Origin of the sequence: Comamonas koreensis (assembly GCF_014076495.1) — a bacterium.
GTDB lineage: Bacteria > Pseudomonadota > Gammaproteobacteria > Burkholderiales > Burkholderiaceae_C > Comamonas > Comamonas squillarum.
Genome location: NZ_CP043575.1, coordinates 422,542 through 446,798 on the forward strand (window position 1 = coordinate 422,542; position 24,257 = coordinate 446,798).

The following is a 24,257-nucleotide window of genomic DNA, read 5'->3' on the forward strand; positions in this document are numbered from 1 at the left end:
TGCTGTTATGGCTTGTCGCCGATCTTGAAATTGCGCACCAGCGGTGTCGCGCTCTGCGGCCCGAACCAGGTGTCGTAGATCTTGCCGGCCTGGCCGCTGGCCTCCAGTTCCTTGAGGGCGGTGTTGACAAAGTCGGTCAGCGCAGCCTCCCCCTTGGGAATGCCCACGCCGATGTAGTCGCTCGATATCGTGAACGCCGGCACCTCCCACTTGTCGCGCTCCTTTTTATCCTTGATCGTGGCCAGCAGGCCGACCAGCTTGGGGCCGTCTTGCGAGATGGCCTGCACATTGCCATTGCGCAGCGCAGTGAACGCAAACGGCGTGTCGTCATAGGCCACCAAGGTGGCTTGCGGGTGCTTCTCGCGCAGCACGATCTCATTGGTCGTGCCCTTGTCCACACCGATGCGCAGCTGGTTCAGTTGCGCGGGCGAGGTCAACGTGCCCTTGGCCGCGATGAACTGTGTGCCCGAGGCAAAGTAGGGAACGCTGAAGCCCACCTGCTTGGCACGCTCCTCGGTGATCGTGAAATTGGCCAGCACCAGGTCCACCTTGTTCGACAGCAGCAGCGGCACGCGGTTGGCCGGGTTGGTCGGCACCAGCTGCAGCTTCACGCCCAGTCGCTGCGCAAAGGCCTGCGCATAGTCCACATCCAGACCCACGATCTTGCGCGTCTTGGGATCGACAAAACCAAACGGTGGATTGGCATCAAAGGCTGCCACGCGCAGCACCCCCGCCTGCTTGATATCCTGCAGGCGATCGGCCCACACCGCCCCCGATGCCAGCGCTGCCACCGCAGCGGTGGCCACCATCGCCCATGCCTTGTTTTTCATAGCTATGCTTTCTGAGATCCCCACGCCAGGGCACCATGCCCTGGCCAGCGAAAACTTGATTGAGGGCCCAGTGTAGGAATACAGACCGTCGTTGGACAACGACGATTTCATTCAATCGATATGTAGATTTCGCATGTACGACTCGACGACAAAGCACATCGCGCAAAACGCTCAAAAGGCTTTATAAGCAAGGGTGCGCGGCACACCCGATGTCTGCACCTGCCGCCCCATCCCCCAAGAACAACCCACCATGGACCGCAAAACCACCACCAGCGAATTGCGTGCGCAGTTCTTCCCGCAACTTGTGGCCGCCGGCTTTGTCCGCCAGGGCGATATCGCCCGGCGTGTGCTGGACGGTGGCGTGGTGCATGTCGTTGAGGTCCAGCATCGCCCGCGCAGCGCGGTGTTCCAGGTCAACCTGGGCGCCCATCTGCTGGCGCTGGGCGATGTGGCCGGTGGCGCCATGCCCGCGCCGCCGGCGATGCGCGACCATGACTGCGCCTGGCGCGGCTCGGTCATCGCCGGCTTTCGCAACGCCGCAGATGCCGAGTTTGCCTATGGCACCAGCGCACAGGAGGCGGCCGAATCAGTGGCCTTTGTAGTGTCGGAATGGCAGCGGCAGTCCCAGGCCTTTTTTGCCCCTTTCAGCGCCTACCCCGCGTCGTTCCTGGCCGCCGCCCGGCTGGCGGCGCAGGACAAGGATATGCACCCCGCCCACCTGCTCACCTGGGCCCGGGTCGCCGTCGTGTTGGGTGAGGCGTTACTGGCGCAATCGATCGCCCAAGCAGCGCTGCCGCGGGTGACGGAGCGCGCTACGGCGCTGCGGGCAAATCTGGAGGGGATCTTGGCGGGTTGAGCTGTGAAGCCTTGGGGCGAGCGCTGTCCTGGATCAACACCGCAGCTCAGTCATGCACCCTGCCCAGGCGGTTCGCGGCGTCTTGCAGGCCTTGGAATATGGCCGTTGACACGCTCTGCGGAAAGTCAGGGGGTAGTTGCTTTTCGGCGCGGGCAATCACGTCCGGTGTCATCTCCACCACTTGGTCGATGATTGCTCGCACATCCAAGCCTTGGGGCGAGCGGATGCCATAGCGCTCGCCCACAGCCTCCCAGTGGCAGCGCATGATCTTGTTCATGTTCCAGTGCGCATTTTTGGAACGCACGGCCATGGCCATGCGCGCCTTGTGGGGCGACAACTTGCCAGGCCCGGCTCCCCAAATGGGGTAGGCCGAGAGCACGTCATACAGCGGCGTCATCTCGAACACGCCCTGGGGCCGCAAAAAGATGCTGAAGTTCTTGGCATGGCCGTCAGTGGCACACAGCATCCAAAACAACAGCTGTGCCATAAAGAACTGGAACCGGTCTGTCCCCGGACTTTTGGATCTCGCCAGCAAGTCCATGATGGTATCGACGCCGGGCCCGCCATCACTCTCGTATTTGAGAATGGGCGAGACACCACTGGCCTGGCACATGTCCTCCTGCGGGATCCGTACCAGGACCTTCTCCTTCCATACGCTCCGGTCAAAGCGTTCAACGGCCAACACCTTCTGGTCTTCAAAGCGCAGCACGTCGCAGGGCGCAATCGGAATCCCAAAGGCGGCCACCAGCTTCGAACACAGCCATTCGTTCTCTACCGAGTGGCGCATGTCGATCTGCATATTGCCAATCAGACCCAGCGGCAATTTCAGGATGTGTGAAGTCGGTGTTGCACCCAGGGGTCTGCACCATTGGCCGGCCCAGTAAAGCAGCGCGGTTTTCTCCTGCGCCCCGGCAATCGAGATCCGGAAATCGTCGTCATCCAGACCGCCATCGCCAGACTGCGTCGGGTTCACCACGGCGCGAACCAGGCGCGCCACGTCCGCCTCGCTCAGCACCTCGTACTGCATCTCCGGTTCTTCGGGGGACGCCTCACCAGCGGGCAGGATCTGCAAGGCGCCAACGCAGTCTCTGCCAATTTCCCGCAACAGCGCATTGGGGTCTGTAGCGCCTACTTTGTAGCGGCGCGCGATGCGCTCCAAAATCTGCTCGTTGTCCGGCAGCAGGTTCTGGAAATAAAAGCGCACCGCCTCGCCTTTGTGCGGACCATTTCCCGGTGTGAAGGGCAGTGACAAGGACAAGGGCCGGCGCAGAGCCACATCACGCACCCAGGCGTCGTCGTACTGCAAAACATCGCTACCCGCCTCTACGCGCCATGTCCCGACACGGTGGCCGTTCATCCACAGGCCCAGGGCTTTGTTATGGCCAACGCTGCGCATGGCTTACCAGCTATCCAGTGTCTGCAGTTCACGGCCGGTGTCCGGAGACGTGGCCGGGCGGGCGCGCAATACCAGATCCACGCCCAGGATGCCCATCAGCTTCATCAAGCGTTCAGCGCTGACCGACTCGGCATTGCGCTCCATGGCCGAGACCGTCTGCTGGGTGACCCCCAGACGCGTGGCCACATCCGCCTGGGTCAGCTTGGCCGTCTTGCGAAAGGCTTTGAGCAGCGTCGGCAGCTGTGCCGTCGTGCGTACGGTGAATTCGTCCATGGCGCGCTCCTCTGCAAGCAGCAGAAAAACACACTATACGCTGTATTTGTGATTTACAAAATATAGGCTGTATTTCCGTTTTACAACCTAAGGATTGTATTTACGCCAGATTCGGCGCCAGCGCGCGGCGCAGGACCTCGATGTCCATGCCCCGGCGCTGGGCCATATCGGCCAGCTGGTCCTCGCCGATTTCGCCGACATTGAAGTAGACGGCTTCGGGGTAGCCCAGGTAGAAGCCACTGACGCTGGAGGCGGGGAACATGGCCAGGCTCTCGGTGAGGTGCATGCCGATATCGGCGGCATCCAGCGCCTTGAACAGGTCGATCTTGGCGGTGTGGTCCGGGCAGGCGGGGTAGCCGGGGGCGGGGCGCACGCCCTGGTATTTTTCCTTGATGAGTTCCTCGTTGCTCAGCTGCTCATCGGCGGCATAGCCCCACAGGTCTTGGCGCACGCGCAGGTGCAGGCATTCGGCAAAGGCTTCGGCCAGGCGGTCGGCCAGGGCCTTGAACATGATGCCGCTGTAGTCGTCCAGTGCGGCTTCAAATTCCTTGTCCTTTTTCTCGGCGCCAATGCCAGCCGTGACGGCAAACAGGCCGGCGTAGTCGCCGATGCCCGATTCCTTGGGGGCCACAAAGTCGGCCAGGCAGCGGCTGGGGCGCATCACGTTGTCCACCGCCTGCTTCTCGGTTTGCTGGCGCATGCCGTACCAGGTCAGCAGCTCGGTGCTGCGCGACTCGTCGGTGTAGAACACGATGTCGTCGCCCACGCGGTTGGCGGGGAACAGGCCCATCACGCCATTGGCCTGCAGCCAGCGGCCTTCGATGATCTTCTTGAGCATGGCCTGGGCATCAGCCAGCACCTTGCGCGCCTCCACACCGACCACCTCATCGTCGAGGATGGCGGGGTACGGGCCGGCCAGGTCCCAGGTCTGGAAGAATGGACCCCAGTCGATGTACTGGGCGATCTCGGCCAGGTCAAAGTTCTTGAACACGCGGCGGCCCAGCACGCGGGGCGTGACGGGCGGGTGCGCGGCAAAATCCACCGGGGTGGCATTGGCGCGGGCCTGGGCCAGGGTCCACAGCGGCGTTTTCTTCTTGTTGGCGTGCTGGGTGCGCACCTTGTCGTAGTCGGCCTCCACCTCTTGCAGGTAGCGGTCCTTGTTCTCACCCAGCAGGCTCTGGGCCACGCTCACGCTGCGCGAAGCATCAGGCACGTAAAGCACCGGGCCTTCGTACTTGGGCGCAATCTTCACCGCCGTGTGCACGCGCGAGCAGGTGGCGCCGCCAATCAGCAGCGGAATTTTCTTGATGCGGAAATAGTCGTCCTTGTGCATCTCGCCGGCCACATACTGCATCTCTTCGAGGCTGGGCGTGATCAGGCCCGACAGGCCAATGATGTCCGCGCCCTCGGCCTTGGCACGGGCCAGGATCTCGTGGCAGGGCACCATCACGCCCATATTGATGACCTCGAAGTTATTGCACTGCAGCACCACGGTGACGATGTTCTTGCCGATGTCATGCACATCGCCCTTGACGGTGGCGATGACGATCTTGCCCTTGCTCGACACGTCCATGCCCGCCGCTTCCTGCTGGCGCTTTTCCTCTTCGATATAGGGCACCAGGTGGGCCACGGCCTGCTTCATCACGCGGGCCGACTTGACCACCTGGGGCAGGAACATCTTGCCGGCGCCAAACAGGTCGCCGACGATGTTCATGCCGTCCATCAGCGGCCCTTCGATCACATGCAGCGGGCGCCCGCCGCCTTGCACGACGATGGCCTGGTAGGCCTCTTCGGTGTCTTCGGTGATGAAGTCGGTGATGCCATGCACCAGCGCATGCGACAGGCGCTCATTCACCGTCTTGGGGCTGTCGGGCGTGCCGCGCCATTCGAGCTTCTTGCTGTCGTCCTTGGCACCGCTCTTGGCGCTGTCGGCCACTTCGACCAGGCGCTCGCCGGCGTCGGGGCGGCGGTTGAGCACCACGTCTTCGACGCGCTCGCGCAGCACCGGCTCGAGGTCGTCATAGACGCCGACCATGCCGGCGTTGACGATGCCCATGTCCATGCCCGCCTGGATTGCGTGGTACAGGAACACCGTGTGGATCGCCTCGCGCACCGGGTCGTTGCCGCGGAACGAGAACGACACGTTCGATACGCCGCCGCTCACCTTGGCGCCGGGCAGGTTCTGCTTGATCCAGCGCGTCGCCTCGATGAAGTCCACGCCGTAGTTGTTGTGCTCTTCGATGCCGGTGGCCACGGCAAAGATGTTGGGGTCGAAGATGATGTCCTCGGGCGGGAAACCGACCTCGTCAACCAGGATGCGGTAGGCGCGCTCGCAGATCTCGATCTTGCGCTCGTAGGTATCGGCCTGGCCTTTTTCGTCAAAGGCCATGACCACGGCGGCGGCGCCATAGCGCTTGACCAGGCGCGCATGCGCTTTGAACTCGTCCACGCCCTCTTTCATCGAGATGGAGTTGACGATGCCCTTGCCCTGGATGCAGCGCAGCCCCGCCTCGATCACCTCCCATTTGGAGCTGTCGACCATGATGGGCACGCGGGCGATATCGGGCTCGGAGGCGATCAGGTTCAGAAAACGCACCATCGCGGCCTTGCTGTCGAGCATGGCCTCGTCCATGTTCACATCGATCACCTGGGCGCCGTTTTCCACCTGCTGGCGCGCAACGGCCAGCGCCTCTTCGTACTGCTCGTTCAGGATCAGGCGCGCAAAGGCCTTGGAGCCCGTCACGTTGGTGCGTTCACCGACGTTGACAAACAGGCTGTCCTCGCCAACAAACACGGGCTCCAGGCCCGACAGGCGCATGGGAGGAACGGAAACGGGGGCAGCAGACGCGGACATGGGGCTCACCTGTGAAAACCAGAAAACAGAGACAGAACAGGTGAGCGCCGTTGATGCGGGCCATGCGCGGCATGCCCGTCGACCTGCCCCAAGCCTGACAGGCCTGCGATGGGGGTACCACCGGCCTGCTGCAGCGCTCCTTGGAACAAGGCCCTGCATTTTAAGCCAGGCCGGGCGCCAAAGCACAGGCAGAGGGGCTTGTCCATAGCCACAAACACCATTCACCATTGTTGGTTATAGCCCTATTCAATCAGACGATGCTTCAGCATTCACCCATATTGCAGCGCTTTGCCGGCAAACAACGCCAACCCATAGGCAACACCGGCTTTCTGTTTTCAAACAGGTCCAGACCTGCACTTTGAGGAGAATTCCCTTGCATCTGAGTTTCAGTGCTTACTACACCCTGATCTTTGCCGTCCTCGTGCTCTTGCTGGGCAAGTGGCTGACGCGGCACATCCGCTTCCTGCGCGACTTCAACATCCCCGAGCCCGTTTCCGGCGGCCTGGTGGTGGCCGCCCTTATCTTTGCGCTGCACCAGGCCACCGGCCTGACCCTGGCCTTTGCCACCGGCATGCAGACCAGCTTCATGCTGGTGTTCTTCTCGTCGATCGGGCTGAGCGCCAACTTTGCCAAGCTGCGCGAAGGCGGCATGGGCCTGGTGGTGTTTCTGGGCGTCATCGTCGCCTTTATCTTTGTGCAAAACGGTGTCGGCGTGGGCCTGGCCACCTTGCTGGGGCTGGATCCGCTCATTGGCCTGGTCGCGGGCTCGATCACCTTGCTGGGCGGCCACGGCACCGCTGGCGCCTGGGGCTCGGTGCTGGAGAACCAATACGGCCTGAGCGGCGCCACCGCGCTGGGCATTGCCTGCGCCACCTTTGGCCTGGTCATCGGCGGCCTGCTGGGCGGCCCTCTGGCCAAGCGCCTGATCACGCGCCACCAGCTGGCCCAGCCACGCACGCTGGCTGAAAAGGAAGTGAGTGAGCACACCCCAGGCAACGACAGCAGCCAGGTCGCCAATTTCGAGACGCCCAATACCGCCCCGCGCCTGATCACCGCCGAGGCCGCCATCGAGACCCTGGCGCTGTTTGCCGGCTGCCTGGCCTTTGCCGAGTTCATGACCAGCGCCACCCAGGGCACGATGCTGCAGCTGCCCACCTTTGTCTGGGCGCTGGGCGGCGGCGTGGTGATCCGCAATGTGCTCGACTACGGCTTTGGCTTCAAGGTGTTTGACCGTGCCATCGACGTGTTCGGCAACGCCGGCCTGTCGATCTACCTGGCCATTGCGCTGCTGTCGCTCAAGCTCTGGGAGCTGGCCGATCTGGCCGGGCCGCTGATGCTCATCCTGGCGGTGCAGACCGTGGCGCTGGCGCTGTTTGCCGTCTTCATCACCTTCCGCACGATGGGCCGCAACTACGACGCCGCCGTGCTGGCCGCCGGCCACTGCGGCTTTGGCATGGGCGCCACGCCGACGGCTGTGGCCAATATGCAGGCCATCACCAGCCAGTACGGGCCCTCGCACAAGGCCTTCCTGATCGTGCCGCTGGTAGGTGCGTTCTTTATCGACATCATCAATGCCTTTGTGCTGCAGCTGATGATTGCCTGGTTGCGCTAAAGCACAGCCATTAACAGCAACGGGGCGCCAGTGGTAACACGGCGCCCCGTTGTGCTTTCCGACCCTACTGTGCCGATTGCGGCAGGCCAAACAGGCGGTCAAACGACCAGTTGAAGACAAAGGTGTAGACCAGGAAGAACAGCAGCAGGCCGATGTCCATCACCAGCGCATCCCAGAGGCTGACCTCGAACCACCAGGCAAACAGCGGCACGAGCATGAAGACGAGACCGCCTTCCATGCCCAGCGCATGCGCAATGCGGCGGCCCAGCCCGCGCCCACGGGTGGGTTGGGTAGCTTCCCAGCGCTCGAACAGGTGGTTCCAGACCACGTTCCACAGAATGGCGATGGCCGACGAGGCGGCGGCTACGACACCGGAGTGCGCAGCGCCCTGGCCCGACAGAGCCGACAGGCCTGCCGTGGCGGCCACGATGGCGATGGCCTCGTACAGGGCCACATAGACCACGCGCCGCATCGGCCCCTGCAGCGACCAAGGGCTGTTGTGTATTTTTTGAACTGACATGGGGCGCTATCTTATGTGTCATGAACTGATAACATAAGTCAGAATCTTTCAGAAAAATTGATACATCAATGCGCAGTGCCTTCGCCCCCTTTGACTCCGACACGATCCAGACCCTGTTGGCCGTGCTCGACCATGGCAGCTTCTCGGCCGCAGCCCGGGCGCTGGGCAAGGTGCCCTCGGCCGTCAGCATGCAGATCGCCCAGCTCGAGGCCGAGCTGCAGATGCCGCTGTTTGCCCGCGAAGGGCGCGAGCCCCGACCGCTGCCCGCCGCATTGGCGCTGGAGCCGCAGGCGCGCCTGCTGGCCGCGCAGCTGCAGCAGCTCAACGCCCATGCGCTGGCGCTGGAGCAAGGGCTGGAATCGCGGCTGAGCCTGGTGATGGCGCCGGAGCTGCTCTCAGCCCCCTGGGCTGCGCCACTGGCCGCGCTGGCGCAGGAGTACCCGCAGCTGGCCGTCGAGGTGCTCACGGCCCCCCAGGCCGATGCGCTGACCATGCTGCACAGCGGCCGCGCGCAGCTGGCACTGGTCTTTGAGCGGCCGAGCCTGGACGGCCGCGAAGGTTTTCAGGAAGTGGCGACCGAGACCTTGCTGGCCGTCATCGCCCCCAGCCACCCGCTGATGCAGGCGCTGGTCCAGGCGCCTGCGCCCGGCGAGGCCGCCCGGCCCCAGCTGCGCGAGCACCACCTGACCAATACGCGCCAGATCATCGTTGCCAGCCGCGACTGGTCGCTGGACCATGAGCGCCTGGTCTACGCCCGCGATGTCTGGCGCACCGACAACCATGTGGCTGCCTTGCAGATGGTCAGCGCCGGCATTGGCTGGGGCTGGCTGCCACAGCCGCTGGTGGCACCGCTGCTGCAGTCGGGCGCTCTGGTGGCGATGGAGTTTGCCAACCTCAGCAATGGCGCCCAGCTCTATGTGGATGTGGTCTGGTCCAAGGAGCACCCGATGGGCCTGGCCGCCAAGCGCTTTGTGGCGCTGGTGCAGGCAGCCTCCCAAACACCTTAAGCGCCCGGGGCTTCTTGCGGCGCAGCGGGGGCGGGCGGCAGGTCGCGCACATGGATGTCCATCTGCGGGAAGGCCACCGCAATGCCGGCTGCCTTCAGCCGCGCGTTGATGCTGCGGTTGAGGTCGTTGCGCACCGGCAGGCGGTCATCCACCGCACCCACATAGACGCGCAGCTCGAACTTCTGGCCCTGGCCTTCGAGCGCCATGAACCAGCAGTTGGCCTCGGGCTCGCGCAGCACCTTGGGGTGCTCGGCCGCAATGGCCAGCAGCATGCGCTGCACCTCGCCCGGGTCGCTGCCGTGCGCAACCGAGACATCGATGATCAGGCGCGTCACATCGTCGCTCAAGGTCCAGTTGGTCACCTGGCCGGTGATGAAGGTCTTGTTCGGGATGACGATTTCCTGGTTGTCGAAATCCAGCACCGTGGTGGCGCGCGTGCGGATGCGGGTGACGGTTCCGGTGTGCTGGTTGATGGTGATCACATCGCCGACCCGGAAGGGCCGCTCGACCAGCAGAATCAGGCCCGAGACAAAGTTGGCAAAAATCTCCTGCAGGCCAAAACCCAGACCCACGGTCAGCGCGGCGGCCATCCACTGCAGCTGGCTCCAGCGCAGGCCCAGCAAGGACAGCGCGCTGACCGTGCCGGCAATCGTGATGCCGTAGCGCGCCAGGGTCGCCATCGTGTAGCGGTCCGAGCTGCTGACCCGGCGCGTGCCGGAGAACACCACCTCGACCAGGCCGGGCAGGTTGCGCGTCAGGCTGAAGGTCATCAGCAAGATCAGCGCACCCACCAGCAGGTCCATCAGGCTCACCGGCGCGGGGCGCGCAATGCCACTGGCCTCGGTATTGGTGGTGTACCACAGCACCACGCCCTCAAAGCGCAGCAGCGCTGGCAGCACCGGCGACCAGGCGTACACCAGGCTCAGCGCCACCAGCACCCGCTGCAGCAGGCCCAGCAGGCGGTGTGCCTGCGTGCTGACGGTGACCAGCGCCATCTGGCTTTGCTCATCGGCGGCATTGTTGTTGGCCGGGGCGGGGCTGCCAGTGGCGGCATCGGCAGCCGCTGCCGCATTGGCCGCCTGGCGCTGCAGCGCGGCGGCGCGCAGGCGGTTGAGCGCCAGGCGGCGCTCGCCCAGCAGCAGCCAGCGCCGCAGCAGGCTGACCAGCACCTCGGCCGCCGCCAGGAACACAAAGCTGCTCAGCAACGCCTGGATCACCTCGGTGGCGGTGTAGACATAGCCCAGCCCGATGCCCACCAGGGTCACGGCCAGCACCAGCAGCACGGCCACGCTCACCACCTGGCTCCAGCGCAGGCCCGGGCGCTGCTTGCGCAGGCTTTGACGCAGGTAGCGCAAGGCCATCCAGCCCAGGCCCAGGGTCAGGACCAGCAGGCACATGCGGCCCCAGGTGCTGATCGCCGAATCATCGTGGCTGAAGAAGGCCAGGCCGCCCAGCAGATCGATGGGCACGATCAGCCAGGTGGCGCGCAGCACCATCTGGCGCAGCACCTGCACACGCTCGCGCGACCAGCCAAAATGCGCCACCGCCAGCCCGCAGGGGCGGAACAGCACGTTGAGCAGGGTCACGACAAAGACAAAGGCACTCAGCTGCTCGAGCGCCTGGCCCAGCGGCTCGAGCGCCACCGGCGCTGCCGTCGATTGCAGCAAGGTGCCCAGGGCGGCCGTGGCAAAGCTCCAGGGCAGCGCATACAGCAGGCTCCAGCCCAGCGCCATCAAGGTCAGGCCAAAGTGGTCCTGCGAGAAATTGTCCACCTGCGTGGCAATCGCCTGCAGCTTTTGCAAGGCATAGCGGCGCAGGCCCAGCAGCAGCAGCACGCCGGCAAAGATACCGGCATAGATCCAGAGGTTGCGCAGCATGCTCGCGCCCAGCGCCCGCGCGGTGTTCCAGGGCGAGGCGCTCGCGCCCTGCTCCAGGGGCGCACCGTCCGAGCTGCGCAGCACCGAGCGCCATTCGTCCAGCCAGGCGCTGCCCATCGCCAGATGGCTGGGGAACCACAGCAGCTCCTTGTCCATCACCTGGCGCAGCGCGTTGCCGCTGGTCAAGGTCGATTGCAGCGCCGCATCGGTCTGCTCCAGCACCGCAATGCGCCGCAGCAGCAAGGGCTGGAGCTGGTCAATCAGCGCGGCCTGCTTGGTCCACAAGGCTGTGCTCTGGGCACTGCCGCGCGTAGTCATGCCCGAGTTGCCGCCACCCGTGGCCGTGCCGTTGAGGCTGAAGCGCCGCTCGCTGGCATTGAACAGCGCCAGCCGCAGCTCGGCCAGCTGCCGCAACGTGGCCTTGCGGCGCGACTGGATGGTGTTGACGGTGGGCAGCGCCACGCGCTGCTTCCACAGCCACTGGCCCACCGAGGCGCTGCCGCCCAGGCGCAGGCGCGCCTGCGTGTCGCGCAAGGCCGAGGCCAGCTGGCTTTGGCGGTATTCGTCGCTCGCCAGGTCCTGGCGCTCTTTGACCAGGCGGTCGTTGTGCGCCAGGATCTGGGCGGCCAGCGCGCTGTTTTGCTGCGCCAGCTCGCGCACGGCGGCCGAGGCCTCGGCCGTGTCGTTCTCGGCCGCCTGCGTTTGCTGCACCTGCTGCTCGAGCTGCTGGCGGGCGCGGTCGGCAATGCGCTGGTTGAGCCAAGCCACGCGCGGCGTGCGCTCGAGCAGCTCGCGGCGCTGGGTCTGCAGTTGCACATCGAGCAGGCGCTGGCGGGTCTCGATCGTCGATTGCTCTTCCTGGCGCAGTGCCAGCTCCTGCGTGGCGCGGCGGTGCTCGGCGCTGCGGCGCTGCTGGCGCGCCTGGGTCAGCGCCTTCGACTCTCCCGGCTCGGCCGTCACCGGCGTCGCGGTCTCCTGCACGCGCTGCTGCAGGCTGGCCAGGTCGCTGCGGCCATTGCCGGGCTGGGCCACCAGGTTGGCCTGTTCGGCCGCCGATTTCTCGATGCCGGACTTGAGCGCGGCAATCGCCTCGCGCTCGTCGGTCAGTAGCTTTTCCAGCACTTCCTGGCTGGCATTGGCGGGTACACGCTCTTCCCAGCGCGTCTGTATCTGGCCCAGCTCCTGGTCACTCAGCGGTGCGGGGGGCGCGCCCGCGGGGGTCTGCACGCGGCTGCGCAGGCGCTCGAGCGACTGGGTCAGCGCATCGGCCTCCTGCTCGGCCGTGGTGGTGGCCTCGCGCTGCGCCTGGATGGCGCGCTCTTCATCGCTGCTGCTCGATGAACTGCCCCCCAGGCCCGCCAGCGAGGTCAGTGACTGTGCCGTCGCTGCCGAGGGGAGCAGGCATGCGCACAGCAGCAGCCACAGGGCCGGCAACCACCAGCGTGGCAGACCCTGGCGGGCAGAGAAAGAGAGGGGGGAGGCTCGCATCGGCACAGTGTATCGGTATGCGCCCTCCCCGGAGGCTAGGACAAGGGCGCTGCTTGCACCTGATAACAATGCTTTCAACGTCCCTGGCGGTGGCCGCGGCGGTAGTGGCTGCAGTTGCCAGGGACGCTGGGATGCTCAGCGCGGTGGCCGGCTATCCTGCATGCGGTCAAAGGCCTTGTCGATATCGTCGGCCTGCAAGGTGGCCTGCAGCGGCTGGCGGCCGGCGCGCTGCTGGTCGATCTGCTCTTGCATGCGGGTGGCGACCTGCATCAGCACGCGGTGCAGCCCCAGCTGCTGGCGCCGGCTCTGGTCCAGGTGCTCGACCACCGGCTGCAGCGACTGCAGCACCAGCTGGCCCAGCTGCTGCACGGCCAGGTCCAGCGGCGGTGCATCAGCGTGGCGCGCGGGCTGCGGCGCCGGCGCGCTGTCCAGCACCGCCTGGCGAATGCCGTCGAGCGACTGGCCCACGGCCGTTTGCGCCTGGCCCCACTGCGCCAGCATGCGCTGCAGGCCCTCTTGCGCGGCGCTGTCACCCTGGTGGCGGTCCTGCTGTGCCTGGGCCATCGCACGCGTAGCGGCGACCAGGTCGACCAGCTGGGTCGTCACGCGGGTGGCCGCATCGGCATTGGCGCCGCCTGCGGCCTGCTGGCGCTGGAACTGGGCCTTGATCTCGGCCCAGCGCGCCTGGGCCTGCGCATCGGCGCTGCCGCGCAGCTCGGCGAGCTTGAGCAGGTTCTCCTCGGCGCCGCCGGTCAGCATCTGCGCCTCGCCCTGGTAATGGTCGCTCAGCATCTGCGCCATCTCGGCATCGTTCATCACCGGGGTGATCTTCTCGGCGAGCTTGTTCATGTTGCGGTAGCTGCCCTGCAGCTTGAAAGGCGGCTCCGTGCGGTAGCTGTCGTCCTGCGCGGCGCTGTGGATGTACTGCTGGTTGACCTTAAACACCAGCTCGCGCACCTGCAGCATGCGCTGGAGCACCGCCTCCATCTCGCGCAGCTCGGCGGCCGCATAGTCGTGCGACAGCGCATTGGCCGACACCTCCTTGCCCTGCACCCGGTCGAGCAGCAGGTACAGATCCTGCAGGCTGCGCGTGGCCATCGGCGCGAGCACCGCGTTCGAGGTCATGCTGTTTTCGATATAGCTGAGCTTGAAGACCTCATCCATGCCGCCCAGCACATCGCCCAGGTTGTAGATGTCGGCGCGGTTGGCCAGCATGTCGGGGATCTTGAAGACCTCGCCCGACTCGGTATAGGGGTTGCCGGACATGACCACGCAAAAGCGCTTGCCGCGCATGTCATGGGTCTTGGTCTGGCCCCTCCACACCCCTTCGATGCGGCGCGTGCCATCGGACAGCGAGATGAACTTCTGCAAGAACTCCGGATGCGTGTGCTGGATATCGTCGATATACAGCATCACGTTGTTGGCCATCTCCAGCGCGAGGTTGAGCTTTTCGAGCTCCTTGGCCGCCGTCGCATCGGGCGCCTGGGCCGGGTCGAGCGAGCGCACCGAGTGGCCCAGCGCCGGGCCGTTGATCTTCATGAAGATGAGACCCAGGCGGTTGGCCACGTACTCCATCAAGGTGGTCTTGCCGTAGCCGGGCGGCGAGATCATCATCAGCAGGCCCATCTGGTCGGTGCGCTTGTTCTCGCCCACGACGCCGATCTGCTTGGCCAGGTTGTCGCCAATCACCGGCAGGTAGATCTCGTTGATGAGCCGGTTGCGCACAAAGGACGACAGCGGCCGGGCCTTGAACTCCTCGAGCCGGAAGCGCGCGCGGTACTCGCCCAGCAGCTGCTGGCGCAGCGCCTGGTAGCGCTCCCACTGCGGCAGATAGCGGCGGTAGTGGCGCGCCGCACGCGTGGTCAGCTCGTCGAGCTGGATGGACATGCGGCCGGCATCCACCCGGCCATGCTGGCCCAGCAGGCCCAGCACCTCGCAGCGCAGATCCACATTGCTGACCTGGTGCGGCAGCTCGCCCTGGCAGACCAGCCAGGCGGCCGCTTCGCTGCAGTAAGGCAGCCAGGCGGCACGCTCGGCCTCGGGGGCGGCCTTGGCCACTGTCTGCAGCCAGTGCAGCGCGCTGCGCCAGCGCTGGGCCAGCGGTGCGGCGCCGCGCTCGCGGCTGGCCTGGCCGGCCTCGCCGCCCGCCCAGTAGCGCTGCAGATCGGCCCAGTGCAGGCCTTCCTTGGGGCCGGCCTTGAGCGCCTGCTGCAGCGCGGCCACCACCGCCTGGCTGGCGCCCGAGAAATGGAAGCGCAGCGCCTTGTGCGCCAGCTCGGCCTGCAGGTAATCGGCGGCGGCGCGCAGCAGGTTGTCAGTCTCGCTGTCCCACTCTCCCGCATCGGGCGCTGCCGCTGCCAGCAAGGGGCTGGCCGGGTCGGCGCGCAGCAGCGCATCGAGCAGGCCCTGGTCCTGCGCAAAGGCGCGCAGCTGGGCCATGATGTCGGTCTGCAGCGCCAGGCGCTCGGCCTCGCTACCCAGCAGCTGCTGCATGGCCTGGGCCTGCTGCGCGCGCTCGGGCCAGCGTGCAATGCTGCTGGCCAGCTGGGGCTGCTGGATATGGGCCTGCTGGCTCCAGAACAAGAGCGCCAGGCTGCGTGCCTGCGGCGCATGGCGCAGCACCCCGGCGCCATCGGCCAGCGGCACCAGCGCCTGCAATATGACGGCCGCATCATGGTCGTGGATGCCGCGCTCATAGCCGTCGCGGTAGCGCGGCGCAGAAAACTCGCGGATCGCCTGGGTCAGCGCCTCGCCATCGGGCAGGAGCTGGCGCAGGCGGTCCTGGCTCCAGCCTTCGCGCCCGGCACGCACGGCCTGCACCACCTCCAGCGCCAGGTACTCGCCCCGGTACATCTCGGCCGATTCGGCCGGCGACGAGGCATCCCAGTAGGCCTGCAGGCCGGCCAGCTCTGCATTGTCCACCGGCTCGAAGTACTCGGTGCCCACCAGGTGCAGGTAGAGCTGGCCGTCGCGCGGCAGCAAGGTCAGGTCCAGGTCCTGGTTGCCCACCGAGAAACGGTGGCGGCCCAGGCGGATCAGCTTGCCATCGCCCTCGTACAGGTCGGTTCGGTCCTGCAGCGCGCGGAAGGCCTGGTCGCGCAGCGACTTGATGCGGCTGTCGATGTCATCGGCCTTGACGGGGTCCTGCAACTCGCCGCGCAGGCGCCCGGCCAATTCCTTGAGCTTGGCAATGAGCGGGTCGCCGGCAAAGAACGCGTGCAGTGCCTCTGGGCTGGCGATCTTTTCGGTGCGCTTGGGCAGGCCTTGCACAATGCGCAGCGCGGCATCGAGCACGCCCTGGGCGCGGCGCTGGCGCTCGTCCTGCAAGGACTGCTTGCGCGCCTCGAAAGTCTCCAGCACCTCTTCGCGCTTGGCGATGATGTCCGAGAGAAACTGCGCATGCTCGCCAAACTGGCTCTCGATGTCTTCGAGCTGCACCAGGAGGCGCGCGAGCTGCTCATCGCATTTCTCGGGCGTCTGGGCCAGGTTCAGGCCGCTGACGATGCTTTGCGAGAACAGCGCCAGCTGCGCGGCAAACTGGGCCAGGTTCTCGGCGCTGCCCAGGCCGGATTTGCGCTGCTCGGCGCGCGCGCGCACCTGGTTCAAGCGGGCGTAGATGGACGAGATGCGGTCCACCACCGCCGTGCGCTGGGTGGCGTCGTCAATCTTGAGGCTGCCCATCAGCTCGGACAGCAGATCGAGCGCGGCCGACATCTGGGCCATCTGCGCCAGCGGCTCGGCCAGCTGCACCACCGTGGTCGCTGCCTGGGCCTGCTGGTCCAGCGCCTGCAGCTGCTCCACATAGGGCTGCATGGCCGCGTCGGTGGCGATAAAGCCGGCCGTGCGCTGCGAGACTTCAGCCTGGGCCTCCTCGGCCGTCTGCACCATGGCCTCGATCGCTGCGGCATCCACATAGCGCAGCTCGCGCGTGGCCAGCAGCTGGCCGCGCAATGCGGCCAGATCGGTCAGCGCCCCCACATAGGCATCGATGCTGTCGCCGTCGGACAGGCGAATCTGCTTGAGCAGCTGCGCATGGCGGCTGCTGACCTCGCCCATGGCCTTGGCCGAGGCCTGGCGGATGCTCTCGACCTTTTCGTACTCGTCGAGCACCGCGTCGCCGGTGGCGACAATGCCCAAAAGGTTCTCATGCAGCGCCTGCATGCCCGGGCTGCTGAGCCAGTGGTAGCGCTCAAAGAGGCGCCGCGCCGTGTCGATCAGCCGCTCATAGCGCGGCAGCGAGACCTCGGTGGCGGCAATCTCCTTGCGCACGCTGTACAGGTCGGAGATGCCGCTGACCAGCTCGGCATTGCCGATGCGGCCCAGCACGCTGTCCTTTTGCGGCTGGCGCGCGGCATAGTCGTCCGACGCAAAGGGCGTGCGCCACAGCTGCATCGGGTGCACGCGCGAGGCCTCATTGCTCTCGGCAGCAAAGATGACAATGCGGCCATCGTCCATGCGCGCATAGCCGTGGCCGATCAGGGGCGGCTGCAGCGCCCGCTCGATCAGGTTGTACTTGAACAGCGCCATGCGCCCGCTCTCGGGCTCGTAGAACACATAGAGCACATCCTCGCCATTGGGCGAGCGGATGCTGCGGCGGTAGCGCATGCCCTGCATGTTCTGCTCGAAGGCGCGGTGTTCGCCGTTTTGCAGATAGTAGCCACCGGGGAAGATGATGCCGTGGTCCTGGGGCAGCTGGATGCAGGCCGCGCCAATCGCATCCATGCGCAGCACCTGGCGCGACAAGGTGTTGTAGACCAGGTAACGCCACTGGTCCTCACGGTAGGGCAGGATCTTGAGCAACACCAGGCTGCCGACGGCCGCGTATTCAAACACCGCGTCATCGAGCGACTGGTTCTTCTCCTGCACCGGCTCGCGGTAGATGCCCAGGCCGTCATTGGTGTTGTTCTCGACCTTGATCGTCAGGTCGCCGTCAAGCGTCTCGACAAACACCTTGTCCAAGATATTGATGTGCGGGTGGCGGCCCTGCACCAGGTGCTCGCGGCCGGCGCGCTGCCACTCAAAATCATGGGGGGCAGGCAGCTCGATGTCGCGCTCGCCCCGGTTGTCGATGTAACGGATCTGCTGGCCATCGGGCGAGACCGACCAGCGGAACACCCGCACATCGCCCAGGCGCTCGCCGATCTGGAAGCTGGCCAGCAGCTTGCCATCCCGCACCGCCAGCTGCATCAGCTTGGTGTGCTTGTAGTAGGCGTAGAGCTCCTGGAAATCCTGCACAAAGCTCTGGATGCCCAGGAAGCTGTCCTTGAGCTCGACCGGCGTGACTTCGTAGCCCTGCTCGCCCTCGTGCAGGCGGTAGAGCGCAAACACATCCTCGATGCGCGTCTCCTGCTTGAGGCCCATGAACACGTTGTAGCCAAACAGCAAAAAGCCGCCGACCTGGGCGATGTCGCGGCCCAGGCAGTTGTTTTCGGTGCGCACCCGCATGCGGGCGATGACCTCCATCTGGCTGCGGCCAAACTCCTCCAGCCGCGCTTCGTTGAGTTCGCGCGCCAGCGTCTCCAGCGCCTGGCCCTGGGCATCGAGCCGCTTGGCCAGCACTTCATAGGAGCCGCCGCTGGCGACGGCGTCGTCAACGGCAGAGCGGTCCGGTAGGTGGTTGGTGGGGATAGTGGACATGGCTAGAGCGGCAGAGAATGCGGTGGGGCAAGGCCGGCCAGCACGGGTGCTGGGGCCTGCGATGGGAGTGGCCCGCCCAGCGGCGCACAGGGCGCCGCCGGGCCAGGCGGGCTAGGCCAAGGCCTGGACTCAGGACTCGGCCGCCGATGGCGGCAGGCTCTTCTTGTCCTGGCCGCCGCCCAGCAGGTTGCTCAGTGCATCCGTGGGCAGGCCCTTGCCGCCGATGAACTTTTGCAGCAGCTCCTGCACGATGGGGCTCTTGGCCGAGACACCCTCGACCGCCTTGCCCACCGACAGCGCCTTGGCAAAGTTGTTGAAGAAGTCGCCACCGCCGCCGACGATGTCGATATTGGCCTTGGACAGCGCGGCCGACAGCACCTCGGCCTGCTCCTGCGCCACGGTCTTGTTCGCCTCGATCGCAGCCAGCGCCTGCTCGAAGTTCTTCTCCAGCTGCATGCGGAACTCTTCGTGCGAGCGGGCCTGGTCGGACAGCGACGCGAGCGCCGTGAACTTTTCGGTCAGACCCTTGGCCTCGGCAAACAGCTTGTCGCGCAGCACATCGGCTTCGGACTGGCCGACATCGCGGGTCACCACTGCCTTGGTGTTGCCCACCTGGGCTTCACCACGGGCCTGTGCCATCAGACGCTCTTCGAGCACCTTGGCATCGGCCAGGCCCAGCTTTTCGTTGGCATCGGCCTGCGCCTCGATCACGCGCACTTCGGCCAGGCCCTTTTCCTCTTCGCCGCGCGCCTGGGCGATCAGCTTTTCGGCAATGATCTTGGCCTGCACCATGCCCTCGCGCTCAATGGCCGCTGCCGTCACTTCGCGCACCTTGGCGTCCGCCAGGCCCGGCGCTGCGCGCTCGACCTCGATGGCCTCGGCCATCTTCTTCTTGGCTTCGGCGGTCTTGCCGGCCGCTTCCAGCTCGGCCTGGGCCAAGGTGGTCACCTCGACGGCCTTGTGGCGCGATGCCGACTCGTCGGCCTCGGCCTTCTTGACCTGGCGCACCATGTCTTCTTCGGCCTGGGCCTGGGCGGTCAGCACGGTGACCTGCTTCATGCGCTCGGCCTCGGACACCACGCGCACTTCCTTGATGCGCTCCTCTTCCTGGGCCACGCCCTTTTCCACCACCACGCGCTCGCGGATCACATTGGCGATATTGGCCTTCTCGACCTCGATGGCCTTTTCCTTCTCGATGCGCTGCAGCTCCACCTCGCGCTGGCGCGAGACCACTTCCAGGTCCTTGGCGCGGGTGACCTTTTCAATCTCGATCACCACCGCGCGCTCGCGGTTCTGCTGGGCCACCGCCACTTCGCGCTGGCGGTTTTCCTCGCGGATGTCGAGCTGCTCCTGCGTCTGGATACGGGCCTGCTCGGCCTTGAGGCGCTCTTCTTCCTGCACCTTCTGGGTCTCGGCCTGCTCGCGCGCCTGGATGGTGGCGATCTCGCGCTTTTGGCGCGCCTCGGCATCAGCCTGCTGGCGCTCGAGCGCCAGCATCGCTTCCTTGGTCTCGACGTTCTTCTTGGTCACGGCCAGCTCGGCATTGCGCTCGAGCTCGTTGGTGACGATGTTCTGGTTGGCCGTCAGCTCGGTGATTTTGCGAATCCCTTCGGCGTCCAGGATGTTGTTCGGGTCCAGCGAGGCCTTGGAGGTCTGCTCCAGGTAGTCGATGGCCACGTCTTCGAGCACATAGCCGTTCAGGTCATTGCCGATCACATGGATGATCTGGTCGCGGAAATCCTGGCGGTTCTCGAACAGTTTGACAAAGTCGATCTGCTTGCCCACGGTCTTCAAGGCCTCGGAGAACTTGGCATTGAACAGCTCATTGACGGCACCCTTCTCCGATGCACGCTCCACACCGATGGCCTTGGCCACCTTGAGCACATCGGCGGCGGTCTCGTTGACGCGCAGGTAGAAGGCCACGGTGATGTCGGCACGCATGTTGTCGCGGCAGATCAGGCCTTCCTTGCCACGGCGGTCAATCTCCAAGGTGATCAGCGAGATGCGCATGAACTCCTTCTTGTGGATCACCGGCAGCACCATGCCGCCGGTGAACTTCACCTTGGGCTGCGAGGTCGTGTCATTGATGATCAAGGCCGTGCCCTGGGGCACCTTGATGTAGAAGGCCTTGACCAGCGCAAACAGGCCCAGGATGACGATGAAGACCGTGCCGATCACCACCCCCGCGACGATGTACCACTCCAGATTTCCCCAATTCATGCGTAGCTCCCTATCAGTATCAATTTCTAAAAAAATGCGATGCGGGCCCGCCGCGCCGGCGCTGGCGAGCCGCTCCTATCAAACAGGTGGGTGCAAACCCGGTATCTCGCTGCCGTCGAACTCGGCCTTGCTGACCACGCGCCAGGCGTTGTGCGCTGGCAGGTGCTCGATCAGCACGATCTCGGTGCCGCGCGGCAGATCGCGCTCGGGCGAGCGCATCTGCACATTGAGCCCGCCGCCGCCGTCATCGACGCTGCCGTAACCTTGCGTGGCGTTGACAACGCCGCTGCGCACCAGGCCTGTGCGGCCCAGCAGCACCTGCGGGGTTTCGGGCGGCGCAATGCGCGCCACCAGGCCGCGCAGCGGCCGCAGCACCACCACGGTGGCGGCAAAGCCCAGCACCAACGCGGCCAGCGCCAGCGCGCTGCCGATGATGAGGTTGACCAGGGTCCAGCCCTGGGGCATCGGCACCAGATGGCACAGCACATAGGAGGCCAGCCAGGACAGCAGCAGCAACACCGTCAGGATGACGGTGGCCGGAATGCCGCCCAGGCCCACCTTGAGCAGCAGGCCGGCCAGCGCGCTGACCGAATGCTCCACGCCATGGGCATGGTCGCTGCCATCGAACAGCAGCCATTGGTCCAGTGAATCGGTCTCCACCAGGCCCACCAGCGCGATCAGCCAGTACAGCAGCATGCACAGCAGCAATGCGCCGAAGATGAAGGTCGGAAAGCCCAGCGCATAGTGCAGAAAGGTCGACATGGCAGTCCCTCTTCTCGGTGTGCGGTAGCGGGCGTGACGCCGGCTCCTCACTTGTTGTGTGTCTGGTCGGGCCCGCCAGGGGCCCGGGCGCGATCAGCCCTGCTTGGTGCTGGCGCGCTGCGCCTTGAGGCGCTCGAGCACCGACTGCGCATTACCGGCAGCGGCGGTGATGCCCGCGGCACGCAGCTTGGCATCGAGCGCGTCTTCGCTGCTGCTGTTTGCCAGCTCGGCCGCGCTTTCCATGCGGGCGCCGCGCTCGGCCTGCTTTTGCTTGATGCGTTCGAGCGAATCGAGCGCCGTCTGCACGCGCGACTGCGAGCCGGTGTAGCGGCCCGCTACCGTGGCCTGGGCGCGCTGCACGCTCTCGGTGGCCTTGACGGTGTCGGCCTGCTGCTTGAGCCGCTTGATATTGGACTGCGCAGTCTGGATCGCGCCGCGCAGCTGCTCCACGCTCTGGGTGAAGGCGCCCAGCTGGGCCTCTTCCTCGTCACGCTGGGTTTCGAGCAGGGCCACCTTGCCGGCCACTTCCAGTGCCAGCGCCTCGTCCTGGGTTTCCAGCGCCTTCATCGCATAGCCTTCGTACTCGGCAATCTTGGCTTGCGTGGTCTGCAGCTTGCCAGCGGACAGCTTTTGCTTGGCCATGATCTCGGCCAGCGCTTCCTTGGAGCTGTTCAGGTCGTTGTCGGCATCGCGGATTTCCTGGTCCAGGATGCGCAGCGCCTGGCTGTCGGTGACGGCTTCACCCGCCTCGTGCGCGGCGCCGCGCAGCGCAGTCACCAGCTTGTTCCATACGGTCATGATGCTCTCCTTGTACTGTGGGGTCGGGGACGGGCTGCGCTCAGACCTGCGCCAGGGTCAGATAGGGGGCCAGCGCCTCGGTGGCCTGGATCACGCTGTCGGCCAGGATCAGGATCTCGGCCAGGATGTCGTCCGTGCTGCTGTTGGCGCGCATCGCGGCAAACATCACATAGCCTTCGCCACCCCGGGTCAGGGGCTCCAGCGCCATCGTTGTGAACGGGAACAGCTTTTGCAGGCGCAGGATTTGCGCATTGAGACCGGCGCTATCGCGCACCTGGTTGGCGGGCCACAAAAAGGCCTCGACCACCAATTGCTCACCCGACAGGGCCACATGCACGGGCAGGTCGCCAAAATCGGACAGGGTGACCAGCACGCTGGTCTCGGCCCCCTCCAGTAGCTCTATCTGCAACTTGCCCTCGCGGGCCAGCGCCGATGCGCCCAGCTCGTCGGCCAGCGCCTGAATGCTGCGGTAGTGGTGCTTGCTGCTTTCCATGCTCCCCTCCTGTCGGTGGATGGTCAATGAACCCGGTTGTGCCTGCGGCTGGCGCATCTGCTTTTCGAGCAAATGCAGGGCCGCGCTGTACTCTGGAAGTACCCAGACCTCTTTTTTCACCAAACCCTGCTCCCGCAGCCGTTGGCGGTGCAGTCGCTGGTAGTGAGCAGATGTTTTTGGATCCATGGGATGACGATAACAGCCATTACATGTGATGTGTACATGTAATAGTTTCAATATGTAAATTCTCCTTTGAAATCATAGCACTGCAGGGCTATTTCACGGGCTGTCACCGTGTTTTGTCTCTGTGGGGACCGGCCCCATCGTGTGACATCTTCACAATGGCCGCATGCTTTTGATCGACCTGCACCACGCCCACGCTGCCTTGCAAGACAACGGCGTCGCCACCTTGACGATTCGCCATGCCGGCAGCCTCAATATCCTGTCGTCGCCGGTGCTCGAAGCGCTGGCCCAGGCATTCGATACGCTGGCGCAGGACACGCGCATCCGCGTGCTGGTGCTGCGCGGCAGCGGTGACAAGGCCTTTGTCGCGGGCGCTGATATCAAGGAAATGCGGGCGCTGACGCCGGACAATGCCGCTGCCTTCATCACCCGGCTGCGCCGCGTCTGCGAAGGCGCGCGCCAGTTCCCCACGCCGGTGATTGCCCGCCTGCCGGGCTGGACGCTGGGCGGCGGGCTGGAGCTGGCCTGCGCCTGCGATATCCGCATTGCCAGCAACCGGGTGCAGTGCGGCATGCCCGAGGTCCAGGTCGGCATCCCCTCGGTGATCCATGCCGCCATGCTGCCCCGGCTGATTGGCGGGGCGCGCACGCAGTGGCTGCTGCTGACCGGCGACAACATTGACGCCGCACAGGCGCTGCAATGGGGCCTGCTCGACCAGGTGGTGCCGCCCCAGCGGCTCGACGACGAGGTAGAGCGCCTGGCCAACCAGCTGGCCGGCTACGGCCCGCAGGCACTGCGCCAGCAAAAACGCATGCTGCGCGCTTGGGAGCGGCAATCTGTCGACCAGGCCATCGAAGACAGCGTGCTGGAATTTGCCAACGCCTTCAAGACCGGTGAGCCCCAGGCCTATATGGCCCGCTTTGGCCAGCACTGATACAGGGGCAAGCCTGCCTGCGCTTGAGCGGGCAGGCCTATCTGCGCTTTGCTAGCAGGCGGCATCACCTGCTGATGCCGGGGCTCCGCAATCGGGGCCCGTTTCTCTCCCTACCGCCCCCTTGATCGCCCATGCCGTCTGCGCAGGGGTGATGTCCCATCGCGCCCGGATGGCACACGCCCAGCGCTGGCCCTCTGTTGCAGGGCGCAGTGTGGTTGCCAAGCCCCAGCCATCCCTTGTCATTTTTCTATGGGATTGGCAACACACCCCCAAGAAAAAGCATCATCCAGAAACAGGAAATTTTGATGCGCCGCAGCAATATTTACATTTGATCGTTAAAAATCGCTTCCAAATCAAGCATCAACTTGTAACCTCACCAACGACGTTTGCAGGCAGATCGTTGATAGTATTTCCCTTTGTCGTTAATAAATACTTACTTTTTACTAGGATACTTGTTGAAACACTATTCATGCATTTGTGGCGATTGATATAATCGAATCACAAGTCGTGAGAATTT

At 65.1% G+C, this 24,257-nt stretch carries 16 protein-coding genes and 1 riboswitch; of the genes, 5 read left to right on the forward strand and 11 right to left on the reverse strand.

From position 1 onward, the window contains the following. Positions 1–5: 5 nt before the first annotated feature. Positions 6–830, reverse strand: a complete 825-nt coding sequence (locus tag F0Q04_RS02040; protein ID WP_116927471.1) for an ABC transporter substrate-binding protein — start codon at positions 828–830, stop codon at positions 6–8. A 250-nt stretch (positions 831–1,080) separates the two neighbouring features. Between F0Q04_RS02040 and F0Q04_RS02045 the strand changes: the two genes are divergently transcribed. Then, positions 1,081–1,686 carry a hypothetical protein gene (locus F0Q04_RS02045; protein ID WP_182344208.1) on the forward strand — a complete coding sequence of 202 codons (606 nt, stop codon included), beginning with the start codon at positions 1,081–1,083 and terminating at the stop codon, positions 1,684–1,686. Between the two features lie 46 nt (positions 1,687–1,732). Here the strand turns inward: F0Q04_RS02045 and F0Q04_RS02050 are convergent, their stop codons facing one another. From F0Q04_RS02050 to metH, 3 genes are all read right to left on the reverse strand, one after another. Continuing rightward, positions 1,733–3,082, reverse strand: a complete 1,350-nt coding sequence (locus tag F0Q04_RS02050; protein WP_232539484.1) for a type II toxin-antitoxin system HipA family toxin — start codon at positions 3,080–3,082, stop codon at positions 1,733–1,735. A gap of 3 nt (positions 3,083–3,085) precedes the next feature. Next, a complete protein-coding gene (locus tag F0Q04_RS02055; protein ID WP_116927469.1) occupies positions 3,086–3,355 on the reverse strand; it encodes a helix-turn-helix domain-containing protein in 270 nt (89 codons plus the stop codon). A 100-nt stretch (positions 3,356–3,455) separates the two neighbouring features. After that, the gene (gene metH / locus F0Q04_RS02060; RefSeq protein WP_182344210.1) at positions 3,456–6,209 is read right to left on the reverse strand and encodes a methionine synthase; all 2,754 of its coding nucleotides are present in this window, start codon (positions 6,207–6,209) and stop codon (positions 3,456–3,458) included. A 35-nt stretch (positions 6,210–6,244) separates the two neighbouring features. Beyond that, positions 6,245–6,357: riboswitch (S-adenosyl-L-homocysteine riboswitch) on the reverse strand. 225 nt (positions 6,358–6,582) lie between these two features. Between metH and gltS the strand changes: the two genes are divergently transcribed. After that, on the forward strand, positions 6,583–7,821 hold the full coding sequence (gene gltS, locus F0Q04_RS02065) for a sodium/glutamate symporter (RefSeq protein WP_182344212.1): 1,239 nt from the start codon (positions 6,583–6,585) through the stop codon (positions 7,819–7,821). Positions 7,822–7,885: 64 nt separating this feature from the next. Here the strand turns inward: gltS and F0Q04_RS02070 are convergent, their stop codons facing one another. Next, positions 7,886–8,341: a PACE efflux transporter gene (locus tag F0Q04_RS02070; protein WP_021025337.1), complete on the reverse strand. Its 456-nt coding sequence runs from the start codon at positions 8,339–8,341 to the stop codon at positions 7,886–7,888. A 68-nt stretch (positions 8,342–8,409) separates the two neighbouring features. On the opposite strand from F0Q04_RS02070, the gene F0Q04_RS02075 reads away from it, so the two are divergent. After that, positions 8,410–9,348, forward strand: a complete 939-nt coding sequence (locus F0Q04_RS02075) for a LysR family transcriptional regulator (protein WP_116927466.1) — start codon at positions 8,410–8,412, stop codon at positions 9,346–9,348. On the opposite strand, the gene F0Q04_RS02080 is transcribed toward F0Q04_RS02075, so the two are convergent. The 6 genes from F0Q04_RS02080 to F0Q04_RS02105 form a co-directional block, all read right to left on the reverse strand. Then, the gene (locus F0Q04_RS02080) at positions 9,345–12,713 is read right to left on the reverse strand and encodes a mechanosensitive ion channel domain-containing protein (RefSeq protein WP_182344214.1); all 3,369 of its coding nucleotides are present in this window, start codon (positions 12,711–12,713) and stop codon (positions 9,345–9,347) included. The two genes, F0Q04_RS02075 and F0Q04_RS02080, sit on opposite strands and share 4 nt — an antisense overlap. 135 nt (positions 12,714–12,848) lie before the next feature. Then, positions 12,849–18,350 (reverse strand): DNA repair ATPase, encoded by a 5,502-nt coding sequence (locus tag F0Q04_RS02085; protein ID WP_182344216.1) that lies wholly within the window; start codon positions 18,348–18,350, stop codon positions 12,849–12,851. A gap of 129 nt (positions 18,351–18,479) precedes the next feature. Further along, the gene (locus tag F0Q04_RS02090) at positions 18,480–20,570 is read right to left on the reverse strand and encodes a flotillin family protein (RefSeq protein WP_116927464.1); all 2,091 of its coding nucleotides are present in this window, start codon (positions 20,568–20,570) and stop codon (positions 18,480–18,482) included. A gap of 78 nt (positions 20,571–20,648) precedes the next feature. Further along, the gene (locus F0Q04_RS02095; protein WP_182344218.1) at positions 20,649–21,332 is read right to left on the reverse strand and encodes a ubiquinone biosynthesis protein UbiH; all 684 of its coding nucleotides are present in this window, start codon (positions 21,330–21,332) and stop codon (positions 20,649–20,651) included. Positions 21,333–21,425: 93 nt separating this feature from the next. Beyond that, on the reverse strand, positions 21,426–22,130 hold the full coding sequence (locus F0Q04_RS02100; protein ID WP_182344220.1) for a PspA/IM30 family protein: 705 nt from the start codon (positions 22,128–22,130) through the stop codon (positions 21,426–21,428). 40 nt (positions 22,131–22,170) lie between these two features. Continuing rightward, positions 22,171–22,623 (reverse strand): YjfI family protein, encoded by a 453-nt coding sequence (locus tag F0Q04_RS02105; protein WP_232539485.1) that lies wholly within the window; start codon positions 22,621–22,623, stop codon positions 22,171–22,173. A gap of 349 nt (positions 22,624–22,972) precedes the next feature. On the opposite strand from F0Q04_RS02105, the gene F0Q04_RS02110 reads away from it, so the two are divergent. After that, the gene (locus F0Q04_RS02110; protein ID WP_182344222.1) at positions 22,973–23,740 is read left to right on the forward strand and encodes an enoyl-CoA hydratase; all 768 of its coding nucleotides are present in this window, start codon (positions 22,973–22,975) and stop codon (positions 23,738–23,740) included. A gap of 121 nt (positions 23,741–23,861) precedes the next feature. Continuing rightward, positions 23,862–24,233: a hypothetical protein gene (locus F0Q04_RS02115; RefSeq protein WP_182344224.1), complete on the forward strand. Its 372-nt coding sequence runs from the start codon at positions 23,862–23,864 to the stop codon at positions 24,231–24,233. The last annotated feature ends 24 nt before the right edge of the window (positions 24,234–24,257 follow it).